Below are 13,012 nucleotides of genomic sequence, written 5' to 3'. Positions count from 1 at the left end.
CTTTAAACATTACCACTATGAATTCAAAAAGAAAAGATTTGCAATATGCTTCCGTCTTCTTATTGGCCGTGGCATTGACGTTCCTGATGGGGAAGGGTGATAATCTGTGGTTGGTGTCATGGGGTGACTTGATACCAAGTTTGTTTGTACTGTTCATAGCAGGTGATTGTTTACATAGTTCCCTGCTTCGTATCAAACGTGGCGAAGAGGATGGAGGAGCTCGGTGGAGCACTTGCTTCACTTTTCTGGTATTCAGCATTGTTTTTATGGGAGACTTGTTCTTTATCGGCAACTTTATAGTCAATAAACTGTGGAGCTGAAAGAGATGTAACATACCTGTATCACAGGTGTTTTATAGTAGATTTTTCTTTTTAACTATAATTTTTAGTTTGATTAACTAGATGAATTAGTTTATGAACTAAAACTTTTCGTTATTTGCAGCAAACAAAGTTGCAGATATGAAAGGATTAACGGCAAAAGAAGAGGAAGGAAGTATCTTAATAATTCTTACCCGAATGCCGTTTCTTCTTTGGTTAAGGAGGAAGATATTTCCTTGGATAAATTGAAACAGCTCATCAAGGAAGTAGAACAGGCTGACAAAAAACACTAATCTATTAAACGAAAATCTATGCTATGGGAGTTTTTTCATTTATATATTAAAATCATCTGGGAAAGAATGGAGTGATTGAAGTAAATCTATTAGTGAAAGAGGAATATCAAGCCCGTCAAATGTCTATTCGTGCTGTTAATGATACAGTCACTTCAACAATAAAAGTAACTGCATCTGAAGAAAATAGCAGTAGATTTTAGATGTCTTCTGTTTCTAAATATTGTCAAAATGTAATGTTATAAAGATTGACGGAGGTACGCTAGTATCTCCGTTTCTTGTTCCGGGTGGAACCATTTTATTTCTTCATCTCTTTTGAACCAGGTCATCTGTTTACGCGAATAAATGCGGGAGTTTTGCTTGATTTTATCTATAGCAAAGGGGAGTTCCCATTCTCCGTCCAGATATTTGAACAGTTCTTTATAACCTACCGTATTTAGTGAATTGAGGTGACGATAGGGAAGTACGGAGCGTACTTCTTCCAATAATCCTTCCCTCATCATTTGGTCTACCCGGCGGTTGATACGGTCATAAAGTTCTTCCCGATCACGAGTCAGACCGATTTTCAGAATACGGAAAGGACGCTGTTTTTTTTGTTGGGTGCGAAAAGAAGTATAAGTGCGTCCGGTCATATAGCAAATCTCTAGTGCATGAATTACCCGCTTGGGATTCTTCAGATCTACAATCCGGTAATATTCCGGATCTAACAGGCGAAGTTCTGCGCAGAGTTGTTCAAGGCCTTCCTCCTCATATTTTTGTAACATGAGTTGACGGGTTTCTGCATCAACGGTAGGAATGTCATCAATCCCCTTACAGATAGCGTCTACATACATCATTGAGCCACCTGTGAGAATCACGACTGCGTGTTGCGCGAATAATTTCTCCAGAATATCCAGTGCTTCTGTTTCGTATTGAGCAGCGCTGTAATAGTCTGTAAGGTGGAGCGTGCCGACCAGTTGATGTGGAACACGTTTGAGTTGGTCGGGAGTAGGAGCTGCTGTGCCTATTTTTAATTCGGCATAAAGCTGTCTCGAATCGGCAGATACAATGCTTGTCTGAAATGTTTCTGCCAAGCGTAGACTCAACTCCGTTTTTCCCACACCTGTAGGACCTATAAGAACAATGAGAGTAGGCATAGATTTTTAAGTATTAAGTATAGAAGTATTAAGTATTAAAGCGTACGGGAGTAAAAAAATATTAGGTATTAACTGCCTGACACTACATAGCAATTAATACCTAATACTTGATATTTAATACTTAAAATTTTTCTTCTTCGTATGGGCTGCTAGTGTCACCACCTATGTCAAATCCTTCCTGATCGAAATCTTCCATGTCGAAGTCTTGGTCTCCATAGAAGTTTTCATCCAAATCAAGAGAACCTCCGGCAGCGGCCATTTCTTCAAAATCTACCGTTTGTTTGGGAGCGTCTCCTGATTTCTTGGTGCATTTGGCGCCATTCATATCTTTTCCGGTGATAATCTCGGATAGTTCGATGAAGAAGCAACGTTCTGTCATGTAATCGAATACATATAGCAGTTTCTGTTTTTCATCTTCAACCAGTTCGCTGATAGCAGTTTCTTTCATCACCCAGCTATCTATTTCCGGATTGTCATCCATTTCTTCCAAGGTTACTTCTTTTTCTTTTTCCCAATCGTCATCGCAGATAAAGAAAGAAGTCATCTGGTCGTTTGCGTACCCTGTTGATTTCAGTATTGCTTCATGGAAGTCATAAAAAGTTGCTTCCGGATCAATTTGTATTTCTCTGACAAAATCGTCAACTTCATCAGATATGATAGTAAATCTGTATATCATAATATGACTATTTTGAGCTGTTTATTTAATAATACCACGTTCTGAATTACGGATGAAATCGATGATATAGTTAATTTCCGGGCTCTTTTCGAATTCATCTTCTATTTTTTTCAATGCTTCTGTCGTGTTCAAACCACTTTGGTAAATGATACGATATGCATTGTGAATACTTTCGATCACTTCATTGGAGAAGCCACGACGGCGCAAGCCGATGATGTTGATTCCGCTGAAAGCGATCGGCTCGCGTCCTGCAATAATGTAAGGAGGAATATCTTTACTGAAGCGGCATCCGCCCTGAATCATTACATGACTGCCTACATGACAGAATTGGTGCATCAATACATTGGCGCTGACAATCGCGTTATCATCAATGACGATTTCGCCTGCCATCTTGGTAGAGTTACCGATGATACATCCGTTACCAACCAATGCGTCGTGTGCTACGTGTACACCTTCCATCAATAAATTGTTATTTCCCACAATCGTGCGCCCTTTAGCTGCTGTACCACGGTTGATTGTTACATTTTCACGAATCAGATTATTATCTCCGATTTCGGCTGTCGATTCTTCACCTCGAAATTTGAGATCCTGCGGAATGGCTCCGATAACGGCACCCGGAAAAATCGTGTTTCCGTTACCAATACGTGAACCGTATAAAATATTGGCGTTAGCCATAATTTTATTGTTGTCGCCGATAACTACGTTCTTATCTATAAATACAAAAGGCGCAATTTCTACATTTTCCCCAATCTTAGCTTCGGGATGGATATACGCTAAAGGACTTATCATGCTTTTAAATATCAATTATTACTTATTTTTTACTATTTGTGCCATGAACTCTGCTTCGCAAACAACTTTCTCGCCGACAAATGCATATCCTTTCATGGTAGAAATACCACGGCGGATAGGTGCCAGCAGTTCTACACGAAAGATGATTGTATCTCCCGGCACTACTTTTTGGCGGAATTTCACTCCATCTATTTTCATGAAATAGGTAGAATAACGTTCAGGATCATCTACGGAATTCAAGACAAGCAAACCTCCGACTTGTGCCATTGCCTCCACTTGAAGTACTCCCGGCATAACGGGTTCTTGTGGGAAATGTCCCTGAAAGAAAGGTTCGTTGGCTGTAATATTTTTAATACCTACAATGTAGTTGGCACCAATTTCAATCACTTTGTCCACCAGTTGGAAAGGATAGCGGTGAGGCAACAATTCGCGGATACGGTTTACGTCCATTACCGGCTCACGGCTACAGTCGTAACTTGGAGCCTGTATCTCGTGCAGACGGATTTCTTTCCGCATCTGACGGGCAAATTTATTGTTGATGGTATGCCCCGGACGAGTAGCGATGATACGACCTTTAATCGGTTTGCCAATTAAAGCGAGGTCACCGATGACATCCAGTAGTTTGTGACGGGCACATTCATTGGGCCAAACTAACGGTTTGTGATTAATATAGCCTAACTGATCGGCATCCATGTGAGGTACTCCCATCACATCTGCCAACTTGTCGAAGCTTTCTTGTGACATCTTGCGTTCGTAGATTACGATCGCATTGTCCAGGTCGCCACCTTTAATCAATCCGGCAGAGAGCAACGGTTCTATTTCACGAACAAAGACGAAAGTACGGCTGGCAGCCACTTCGTCTTTGAAATTATGCATATCTTCAAGTGTAGCAAACTGATTCGGGATAATAGTCGAATCGTAAGAAACCAGTACATTCAGACTGAAATTCTCGTCAGGTAGTACAATAATAGAAGAACCTGTCGTTTCATCCCGGAACTCAATTTTAGACTTGATAATATAAAAGTCTTTGACGGCATTTTGCTCTACTGTTCCTACACGTTCTATTTCTTGTACGTAATATTGTGCACTACCATCTAAAATAGGAAATTCCGGTCCGTTAACTTGGATCAGGCAGTTATCAATGCCCAATGCGTAAAGGGCTGCCATACCATGTTCGATGGTGCTTACTTTGACTCCATTTTTCGACAATACAGTACCACGGGTGGTTTCTGTTACATTGTCAGCTACTGCGTCGATAGTTGGTTGTCCTTCTACGTCAATGCGTTGGATTTTATATCCGTGATTGTCCGGAGCCGGATTAAAGGTTACAGTGAGATCAAGTCCAGTGTGAAGACCTTTCCCGCTCAGTGAAAAGCTATCTTTCAGCGTTTTTTGTTTCAGCATTGGTTACTTATTTAATAGTTGTTTTAATTCTTCTACTTCTTTGCGCAGCTTACGCAGTTCTTTCTGCATATCCGGCAGGCTTCTTTGTGCAATGGATGATTTGAAATATTGCTTCAGTTCCATAGGAGGAGTTCCGATAAGCTGGCTACCGGACTTGATGTCTCCCGGTACGCCTGATTGTGCGCCTAATCCAACTTTATCTCCTATTTTAGCATGTCCTGCAATACCTACCTGGCCACCGATCATACACCATTCACCAACTTTGGTAGAACCGGCAATTCCGGCTTGCGCAGCCATAACGGTATGCGAACCTATTTCATCATTGTGTGCTATTTGTATCAGGTTGTCCAACTTGACACCGCTATGTACTACCGTAGCTCCCATTGTAGCACGGTCTACACACGTGTTAGCACCTATATCTACTTTATCTTCCAGAATAACAATTCCGATTTGCGGAATCTTATCGTATCCGTTCGGAGTGGGAGCAAAACCAAATCCGTCAGCTCCAATCACTGCACCCGAATGAAGGATACATTCATTACCTATGCGGCAATCATGGTAGACATTTACATTGGAGTAAAGCAAGCAACTGTTGCCTATTTTCACGCCGTCTCCAACGAAAGTGTGCGGGTAAATTTGAGTATTATCTCCGATCACGGTATTTTCACCGATATAGGCAAAAGCACCGATGTATACGTTCTCACCAATTTTGGCGCTGGGTGCAACGAAAGCTAATGAATCTATACCTTGTTTCTTAGGCTTACTCATCTCATAAAGATTGAGCAATTTGGCCAGACTTTCATATGCATTGTCTACTTTGATAAGAGTAGCTTTAATTTCGTGTTCGGGAGTGAAGTCCTTATTAACCAGGACAATGCTTGATTGTGTCTCGTAGATGTAAGGTGTATATTTGGGATTTGACAGGAAAGAAATTGCTCCGGGCATTCCCTCTTCAATTTTAGCGAATGTGTGTACCGTAGCGTTTTCGTCTCCAATGATTTCCCCTTGGATAAATGCTGCAATTTGCTTAGCCGAGAACTCCATGTCTTTAATTTAAAATTTAATTAGTTCACAAATAACGGATTTTTTTTTCAGATTTCCGTGTTATTGCATGAATATTTTATACTTATCTGTGTAATCTCTGATAGCAGAGATAGTATTTCTTTACCTTTTTGGACAATAATGAGATGTTCAGCATGTCCGATGCTTCGGCAATATTTTTGATAGTGCCGTCTTTGTAGATAATATCAATACTGTCATCTGCCGGGTCATACATATTCTTTTCGATGCTGGGGGTAGAGACAAAATAGTTCGCTTCGGAAAGGGTTATGCCTAATTGCTGGCTGATGTGCAAAGTTAATTCTTTTTTTCTGTCCTCACTAATAGGTTCCGACGAAATTTCCACTTTAAAGATATTTCGGTTTATCATTCCCGTGCTTAAAGTAGAAAGTACCTTATCTGTGTGGGTGCTCCACACTTTCAAGGCTGTCCATATATCGTTGTCGTCCAGCTGGATGAAATTCTCCAGACAGTCGGGGTTATTATAGAATTCCGTAGGATTGGTATCATTGTAAAGGAAAAAACGAAATGCGGGTGATGCAAATAGTTCCACTCCTTGTGAAGCCAGTTCTTTGGCACGCAATAGAGTACTAATCAGCATCTTTTCGTATGCCACGGACGTCTTGTGCAGGTATACTTGCCAGTACATCAGGCGACGTGCCGTGAGGAAATTCTCGATGGAATAGATCCCTTTGGATTCGACTACCAGTCGGTCATCCGCTACATCAAGCATTTTGATAATTCGGGCAGAACCGATGTTACCTTCTGTCACGCCTGTGTAAAAGCTGTCGCGGCGAAGATAATCAAGTCTGTCCATGTCCAGTTGGCCGCTTACGAGTTGATGCAGAAAGCGTTTCGGGTATTCGTCCTTGAAGATTTGGATGGCAAGACTCAGCTGGCCGTTCATCTCTTTGTTCATCCGTTCCATCAGCATGAGAGAAATCTCTTCGTGTGAGACTCCTTTTACAATCGTGTCTTCCAGTACATGCGAGAAAGGACCGTGTCCTATATCATGCAACAAGATGGCAGCCTGTACGGCTTCCGCTTCACTATCAAAGATGAAGTTGCCTTTGGAGGTCAGTTGGGTGATAGCTTCACTCATCAGATAAAAAGCACCTAAGGAGTGTTGGAAGCGGGTGTGTTGCGCACCGGGGTACACAACAGATGACAATCCTACTTGCTTGATGCGGGTAAGACGCTGCAAAAGGGGATGCCGTACTATATCGTACAGTAACCCCTTTGGAATATTGATGAACCCGAATACGGGGTCGTTAATTATCTTTCTTTCGTAAGGCATTCGTTTTCTTTAGAGATCCTTTTTCTCTTTTCAGAGAATTGCTTTGAGTTGTTCAGCCATTTGTGCCTGCACTTCTTGTGCGGCGGTGCGGGCAGCTTCTGCAAATTTCTCTGTTTTATCTACGTAGATAATACCACGTGAAGAATTAACAATCAATCCGCATGTACTGTTCATACCATATTTGCAAACTTCTTCGAGTGAACCGCCTTGTGCTCCTATGCCTGGTACGAGAAGGAAATGGTTCGGGACAATCTTACGGATATCCTCAAAAGCACGTCCTTGAGTAGCACCTACCACATACATCATGCGGTCGTCGCCAGCCCATTCCTGTGATTTGCGTAATACTTTCTCGAACAGACGTTCGCCGTTTACATCCTCTGTCAATTGGAAGTCATGAGATCCTTTGTTGGAAGTCAATGCCAACAGGATTACCCATTTGCCTTCATAAGTAAGGAACGGAGTAACGCTGTCTTCGCCCATGTAGGGGGCTACTGTTACAGAGTCAATATCCAATTCATCAAAGAATGTGCGGGCATACATTGCAGAAGTATTTCCGATGTCACCACGCTTTGCGTCAGCGATGATGAATTGATCCGGATAGTTATCTTTGATGTATTTTACTGTCTTTTCAAATGCGATCCATCCTTTTACGCCCATGCTTTCATAGAAAGCCAGATTGGGTTTGTAGGCGATACACAAATCAGCTGTCGCGTCAATGATTGCTTTGTTGAACGCGAAGATCGGATCTTCTTCTTTCAACAGATGTTCCGGTATTTTCTTGATGTCAGTATCAAGTCCTACACAAAGGAATGACTTTTTGCGCTTTATGTTTTCAAATAATTGTTGCTTATCCATCTTGTTATTTACTATTTTACAATTTACTATTGACTATTCTAAGAAACGGTTCTCGATCATCCACTTTTCACGTTTTTAAAGTTCGCTTTCTTTCAGGCGTTCCGCGTTTTCCGCTACGATCAGATGGTCGATACAATCCTGGATGTCTCCGTCCATGAAGGCTGCCAGATTATAGATTGTATAGTTGATGCGGTGGTCGGTGATGCGGCCCTGGGGATAATTGTAAGTCCGTATTTTTGCTGAACGGTCTCCGGTCGATACCATTGTCTTACGTTTAGAGGCAATATCATCGATATATTTCTGATGTTCTTTGTCGTAGATAAAAGTACGGAGACGGGCCAAGGCACGCTCCTTGTTTTTGGGTTGGTCACGTGTTTCGGTACATTCGATGAGGATTTCTTCAGCGATGCCTGTGTTCGGGTTCTTCCAGATGTAACGCAGGCGTACTCCGGATTCTACCTTGTTTACATTCTGTCCGCCGGCACCACCACTTCGGAAGGTGTCCCATTTGATTTCTCCTTCGTTGATGACCACATCGAATTCTTCCGCTTCAGGAAGCACGGCCACTGATGCGGCTGAAGTGTGAACACGTCCTTGCGTTTCAGTAGCAGGAACACGTTGTACGCGGTGCACTCCCGATTCGTATTTTAAAATTCCGTATACATTATCGCCTGTCACACTACAAACGACTTCTTTGAATCCACCAGCTGTTCCTTCGTTCGCATTGGAGACTTCCATTTTCCAACCTTTGGTTTCACAGAATTTGGCATACATACGGAAGAGGTCGCCAGCAAAGATAGCTGCTTCATCGCCTCCTGCGCCTCCGCGGATTTCGAGAATAGCGTTCTTGCTGTCTTGCGGGTCAGCAGGAACAAGCATTAGTTTGATTTCTTCTTCCAACATCGGGAGTCGCTCTTGGCTATTGTCCATTTCTTCTTTCGCCATTTCGCGCATTTCAGCATCCGTTTCATTGGCAAGGATATTTTTAGCTTCTTCAATATTACCCAGTAGTTGGATATATTCTTTCCTTGCTTTCATCAAGTCGTCTAATTCCTTATATTCTTTAGTCAACTTGACATAACGTTTCTGATCGGCAATCACTGCCGGGTCTGTGATAAGGGTAGATATTTCTTCAAAACGGGCTACGAGTCCGTCTAATTTTTCTAGTATGGTACTATTGTCTGCCATTCTTTAATATCTAAATTCTCCGAATTCGCTCTTAATGATTAATTCTGTTTGCTCGCATGCTTCAACACGTCCTACAATCTGTGCCGGGATACCGAATGATTCGGAGATAGCAATTACTTCTTCCGCATGTTCCGGTGACAGGTAAACTTCGAGGCGATGTCCCATATTGAATACCTTATACATTTCTGCCCAGTCCGTGCCGCTTTGTTCTTGGATCGTTTTGAATAAAGGAGGAACAGGGAAAAGATTGTCTTTTACTACGCGTACATTTTCTACAAAATGTAGTACTTTAGTTTGTGCACCACCGGAGCAATGTACCATTCCGTGGATTTTCGGGCGCAATGCATCAAGTAATTTCTTGACTACCGGCGCGTATGTACGAGTAGGAGAGAGTACTAACTTACCAGCATCAATCGGAGAATTTTCTACGCTGTCTGTCAGTTTTAACTTGCCGGAATAAACCAATTCTTCAGGCACTGCAGCATCATAGCTTTCCGGATATTTTTCAGCAAGATATTTGCCGAATACGTCGTGGCGGGCACTCGTCAAACCGTTGCTACCCATACCGCCGTTGTATTCTTTTTCGTAAGTAGCTTGTCCGTAAGAAGCCAACCCGACAATAACGTCACCCGGACGAATATTGGCATTGTCGATAACGTCTGAACGCTTCATGCGGCAGGTTACGGTAGAGTCAACGATGATGGTGCGTACCAAATCGCCGACATCAGCTGTTTCACCACCAGTTGCATATACACCTACGCCCATTTCACGGAGTTCGGCTAGCAATTCATCTGTCCCGTTGATGATGGCAGAGATTACTTCTCCCGGAATCAACAGTTTGTTACGTCCAATGGTAGAAGAAACAAGGATATTGTCAACAGCACCTACACAAAGCAGGTCGTCGATATTCATAATCAACGCATCCTGTGCAATACCTTTCCATACAGATAAGTCACCCGTTTCTTTCCAGTACATATAAGCAAGAGATGATTTGGTTCCGGCACCATCGGCATGCATGATGTTGCAATATTCCGGGTCACCTCCCAATATATCGGGAATAATTTTACAGAATGCTTTCGGGAAGATTCCTTTGTCGATGTTCTTGATGGCGTTGTGCACATCTTCTTTCGATGCGCTTACTCCACGCATCATGTATCGTTGATTACTCATGAGTTATAGAATTATTTTGTATACGGCTGCAAAAGTACAGTTTTTTTTTGGTACAGCCAACTAGGTACTAGTAAATGTTAATCATTAACTTTTTTACTTTAGGATATTCTCTTGAAAAGGAGAACAATAATAGAAAATTAAGAGTTAAATTCATAGTAATGAGGACTATGAATTTAACTCTTAATATAGAAGTGTTTTATCTAATCTTTTTTTTAGAATTCTACCTTCGGAGCCTTCTCACTTCCTTCCTCAGCTTCAAAGTATGCTTTTTTATCGAAGCCGAACATTCCGGCGAAGATGCTCTTTGGGAAGCGGCGGATATTGGTATTATAAGCCTGTGCAGCATCATTGAAGTTTTTGCGTGCTACATTGATACGGTTTTCTGTTCCTTCCAGTTGAGCTTGAAGTTCCAGGAAGTTCTGGTTAGCTTTCAGGTCCGGATAATTCTCAGTAATGGCTAATAACTTGCCCAATGCTGATGTTACAGCACCTTGTGCTTTTTGATATTGTGCTAACTTTTCCGGTGTCAGGTCGGCGGCGTCTACTTTGATTTGAGTAGCCTGGCTACGTGCGGCAACAACTCCTTCCAGCGTTTCCTTTTCATGTGTCGCATATCCTTTCACAGTGTTTACCAGGTTAGGAATCAAGTCAGCACGACGTTGGTATTGAGTCTCTACATTTGCCCATTGACCACTTACATTTTCGTCCATGGTAACCAGACCATTATATACACTTACTGCCCATATGACAAGGATAGCCACAACGGCTAAGATGATAATAATTGACTTTTTCATGTTTCTTGTTTTTATTGAATTTGATAATTTGTTTTTTACTTATTCTCTTTAGAAACGAGAACCGGCACCGCCGCCGCCACCCATTCCTCCGCCGAAGCTGCCTCCGCTAAAGCCACCGCCACCGCCTCCGAAACTACCTCCGCCAAAGCCGCCGATGAACGGACCGCCTCCGCCGCCTCCCCGGTGATGGTAGTCACTATCATAACTTTGCTGGCGGCGTATGATGGTATGTCCGCAATTTCTGCATATATAGGTGACATCTTCTGTTTTCACCCCATTAATCCGGGATACGACTGTGCTTCCGCTTCTCTGCAATTGATGTTTGCCACATTTCGGACACCGGCTTTGTTTACGTGCCGAAAAGAAAGCCAGACCTCCACCGATTGCCATAAAGCAGAGGATAGCAAGAATAAAATCAAATGAACTACCGTCGCTTGAATCGGAGAGAGCGTCATTTTCCATCGAACCGTCAAGCCGCTGACAAGTCGCTTTCAGGCCAGCCACCATTCCTGCGTCCCAGTTTCCGTCTTTCAGGTAAGGAAGCATATATCTTGTCTGAATCCTTTTACAGATAGCGTCGGGGAGTACTCCTTCCAGACCGTAACCTGTATAGAATTGGATACAACGTTGATCGGTGACCAACAAAATGACTAATCCGTTATTTTTGTCCTTCTTTCCTACACCCCATTTATTAAGCAACTGGTGGCAGAAGTTGAAACAATCTTCTTCTCCGATTGAGGGAACTACGGCAACCACCGTTTCAATTCCTGTTTGTTGTTCCAAGGCATAAAGCATGGAGTCTATACTGTCACAAGCAGCCTGTGAAAGTATTCCTGCCGGGTTACAGACATATTGCATTTTGTTTTGCAGATGTACTTTCGGGAGGTTGTCTACCGTGTATACTTTTTCTTGAGCTTGTAATGGGAGCAGAAGAATAGTTGCCAATATAAAAGTCAGTATTGATTTCATAACGATTATTTTATGTTTGCAAATATAGAGACTTTTCTGTTATGAATCTAGAACTCCTTGTTATAATAGGTTTAATGAATGTATCGCCCGACGAATGCACGGACTCGGTCGGTATATTCCTGTTTATTCTCTTTGTATGAAACGGCATGCGCGGCTCCCGGTACAATCCACAATTCTTTGGGATCCGGTTTGGCTTCGTAGAGCGGATATACCATCCAGGTGGGGACGTATGTATCTTTGTCACCGTGAATAAACAACATGGGAAGTCGGCATTTCGCCACTTGCTTTAATGAAGAGGCTTCTTTGAAGTTCCATCCATATTTCTTCTCGCATAGCCAGCTTGTGGTATACATTAGCGGGAAAGGAGGAAGATGGAAACTGGATTTAAGTTCGTGTGAGAATTCGTCCCATACACTGGTGTAGCCGCAATCTTCAACAAAACATTTAACGAACGGTTTTTGCTCCTCACCGGATACCATCATGGTTGTCGCACCTCCCATTGAAATACCGTGTATGACCATTTGCGTACTATCTCCAAAGAGTTCATTAGCGATGTTCATCCATTGCAATACGTCCCAGCGGTCTTTCCACCCCATCTGGATGGCGGGACCTTCACTTTCTCCCTGATGTTGCAAGTCGGGAAGTAATATATTATATCCTAAATCACGGTTATACAGATACCCGATCATAAACATGCGGATGGCATTATCTGTATATCCATGCACAATGACGGCTGTCTTACTGGTAGGTTGCGGGGCAGCTACATAATAAGCGTGCAATTGTGTCCCGTGCGGGTTAATGATGAAAGTATCTTTCAGTGCATCTACTTGTCTCAGACTATCCACCCATGGGCGCAGGAAAGGGTAATCTTTATACATGAAGGGATAAGAGTCAGCATCTTTAGACAAAATTTTGGCATTCGGAGTCAGCGAGAAGTTTAACATATAAAAACTTCCTCCGATAGTGCAGCCGGTCAATACCAGCATAACGACAATGATGCTATATACAATTTTTCTCCTCATAAGAGTGTCTCCTTACCCCTCTCCGGAGAGAGGGAACTATGATAGA

General features: G+C 42.5%; 13 protein-coding genes and 1 pseudogene. 2 read left to right on the top strand and 12 right to left on the bottom strand.

The annotated features are described in order from the left end of the window. The first annotated feature begins 17 nt into the window (after positions 1 to 17). The gene (locus I2I04_RS10950) at positions 18 to 320 is read left to right on the top strand and encodes a hypothetical protein (protein WP_143258051.1); all 303 of its coding nucleotides are present in this window, start codon (positions 18 to 20) and stop codon (positions 318 to 320) included. Positions 321 to 490: 170 nt separating this feature from the next. Continuing rightward, positions 491 to 610: pseudogene (locus I2I04_RS10945) on the top strand (BlaI/MecI/CopY family transcriptional regulator); the annotation flags it as partial. A gap of 236 nt (positions 611 to 846) precedes the next feature. Here the strand turns inward: I2I04_RS10945 and miaA are convergent. From miaA to I2I04_RS10885, 12 genes are all read right to left on the bottom strand, one after another. After that, positions 847 to 1,743, bottom strand: coding sequence for a tRNA (adenosine(37)-N6)-dimethylallyltransferase MiaA (miaA, locus tag I2I04_RS10940; protein ID WP_195655013.1), 897 nt, complete (start codon positions 1,741 to 1,743; stop codon positions 847 to 849). A gap of 121 nt (positions 1,744 to 1,864) precedes the next feature. Further along, positions 1,865 to 2,419, bottom strand: a complete 555-nt coding sequence (locus I2I04_RS10935) for an IS1096 element passenger TnpR family protein (RefSeq protein WP_143258053.1) — start codon at positions 2,417 to 2,419, stop codon at positions 1,865 to 1,867. A 21-nt stretch (positions 2,420 to 2,440) separates the two neighbouring features. Next, a complete protein-coding gene (gene lpxA, locus I2I04_RS10930) occupies positions 2,441 to 3,208 on the bottom strand; it encodes an acyl-ACP--UDP-N-acetylglucosamine O-acyltransferase (protein ID WP_143258054.1) in 768 nt (255 codons plus the stop codon). Between the two features lie 18 nt (positions 3,209 to 3,226). Beyond that, positions 3,227 to 4,612: a bifunctional UDP-3-O-[3-hydroxymyristoyl] N-acetylglucosamine deacetylase/3-hydroxyacyl-ACP dehydratase gene (locus I2I04_RS10925; RefSeq protein WP_143258055.1), complete on the bottom strand. Its 1,386-nt coding sequence runs from the start codon at positions 4,610 to 4,612 to the stop codon at positions 3,227 to 3,229. A gap of 3 nt (positions 4,613 to 4,615) precedes the next feature. Next, the gene (gene lpxD / locus I2I04_RS10920) at positions 4,616 to 5,656 is read right to left on the bottom strand and encodes a UDP-3-O-(3-hydroxymyristoyl)glucosamine N-acyltransferase (RefSeq protein ID WP_143258056.1); all 1,041 of its coding nucleotides are present in this window, start codon (positions 5,654 to 5,656) and stop codon (positions 4,616 to 4,618) included. Between the two features lie 82 nt (positions 5,657 to 5,738). Then, positions 5,739 to 6,968: an HD domain-containing protein gene (locus I2I04_RS10915; protein WP_195655012.1), complete on the bottom strand. Its 1,230-nt coding sequence runs from the start codon at positions 6,966 to 6,968 to the stop codon at positions 5,739 to 5,741. Positions 6,969 to 6,998: 30 nt separating this feature from the next. After that, entirely contained in the window at positions 6,999 to 7,823 is an 825-nt protein-coding gene (pyrF, locus tag I2I04_RS10910; RefSeq protein ID WP_143258058.1) for an orotidine-5'-phosphate decarboxylase, read from the bottom strand. 75 nt (positions 7,824 to 7,898) lie between these two features. After that, positions 7,899 to 9,011 carry a peptide chain release factor 1 gene (gene prfA / locus I2I04_RS10905; protein ID WP_195655011.1) on the bottom strand — a complete coding sequence of 371 codons (1,113 nt, stop codon included), beginning with the start codon at positions 9,009 to 9,011 and terminating at the stop codon, positions 7,899 to 7,901. A 3-nt stretch (positions 9,012 to 9,014) separates the two neighbouring features. Further along, complete coding sequence (locus I2I04_RS10900; RefSeq protein ID WP_143258060.1) at positions 9,015 to 10,181, bottom strand: AIR synthase-related protein; 1,167 nt, start codon at positions 10,179 to 10,181, stop codon at positions 9,015 to 9,017. Between the two features lie 212 nt (positions 10,182 to 10,393). After that, the gene (locus I2I04_RS10895) at positions 10,394 to 10,975 is read right to left on the bottom strand and encodes a LemA family protein (protein ID WP_143258061.1); all 582 of its coding nucleotides are present in this window, start codon (positions 10,973 to 10,975) and stop codon (positions 10,394 to 10,396) included. A 48-nt stretch (positions 10,976 to 11,023) separates the two neighbouring features. Further along, positions 11,024 to 11,944 carry a TPM domain-containing protein gene (locus I2I04_RS10890; RefSeq protein WP_195655010.1) on the bottom strand — a complete coding sequence of 307 codons (921 nt, stop codon included), beginning with the start codon at positions 11,942 to 11,944 and terminating at the stop codon, positions 11,024 to 11,026. 71 nt (positions 11,945 to 12,015) lie between these two features. Next, entirely contained in the window at positions 12,016 to 12,966 is a 951-nt protein-coding gene (locus I2I04_RS10885) for an alpha/beta hydrolase (protein ID WP_195472114.1), read from the bottom strand. Positions 12,967 to 13,012 lie beyond the last annotated feature (46 nt).

This window comes from Bacteroides sp. 1001136B_160425_E2 (assembly GCF_015559655.1).
GTDB classification, from domain to species: domain Bacteria; phylum Bacteroidota; class Bacteroidia; order Bacteroidales; family Bacteroidaceae; genus Bacteroides; species Bacteroides luhongzhouii.
Note: the sequence above shows the minus strand (reverse complement) of the source record. Positions and strands in the feature narration are given on the sequence as shown.

Bases quoted from the DNA above. Each gene is read 5' to 3' on its own strand.
- I2I04_RS10895 (WP_143258061.1), bottom strand. From the start codon at position 10,975: ATGAAAAAGTCAATTATTATCATCTTAGCCGTTGTGGCTATCCTTGTC.
- pyrF (WP_143258058.1), bottom strand. From the start codon at position 7,823: ATGGATAAGCAACAATTATTTGAAAACATAAAGCGCAAAAAGTCATTC.
- I2I04_RS10925 (WP_143258055.1), bottom strand. From the start codon at position 4,612: ATGCTGAAACAAAAAACGCTGAAAGATAGCTTTTCACTGAGCGGGAAA.
- prfA (WP_195655011.1), bottom strand. From the start codon at position 9,011: ATGGCAGACAATAGTACCATACTAGAAAAATTAGACGGACTCGTAGCC.
- I2I04_RS10950 (WP_143258051.1), top strand. From the start codon at position 18: ATGAATTCAAAAAGAAAAGATTTGCAATATGCTTCCGTCTTCTTATTG.
- I2I04_RS10885 (WP_195472114.1), bottom strand. From the start codon at position 12,966: ATGAGGAGAAAAATTGTATATAGCATCATTGTCGTTATGCTGGTATTG.
- I2I04_RS10935 (WP_143258053.1), bottom strand. From the start codon at position 2,419: ATGATATACAGATTTACTATCATATCTGATGAAGTTGACGATTTTGTC.
- I2I04_RS10900 (WP_143258060.1), bottom strand. From the start codon at position 10,181: ATGAGTAATCAACGATACATGATGCGTGGAGTAAGCGCATCGAAAGAA.
- lpxD (WP_143258056.1), bottom strand. From the start codon at position 5,656: ATGGAGTTCTCGGCTAAGCAAATTGCAGCATTTATCCAAGGGGAAATC.
- I2I04_RS10915 (WP_195655012.1), bottom strand. From the start codon at position 6,968: ATGCCTTACGAAAGAAAGATAATTAACGACCCCGTATTCGGGTTCATC.
- miaA (WP_195655013.1), bottom strand. From the start codon at position 1,743: ATGCCTACTCTCATTGTTCTTATAGGTCCTACAGGTGTGGGAAAAACG.
- lpxA (WP_143258054.1), bottom strand. From the start codon at position 3,208: ATGATAAGTCCTTTAGCGTATATCCATCCCGAAGCTAAGATTGGGGAA.
- I2I04_RS10890 (WP_195655010.1), bottom strand. From the start codon at position 11,944: ATGAAATCAATACTGACTTTTATATTGGCAACTATTCTTCTGCTCCCA.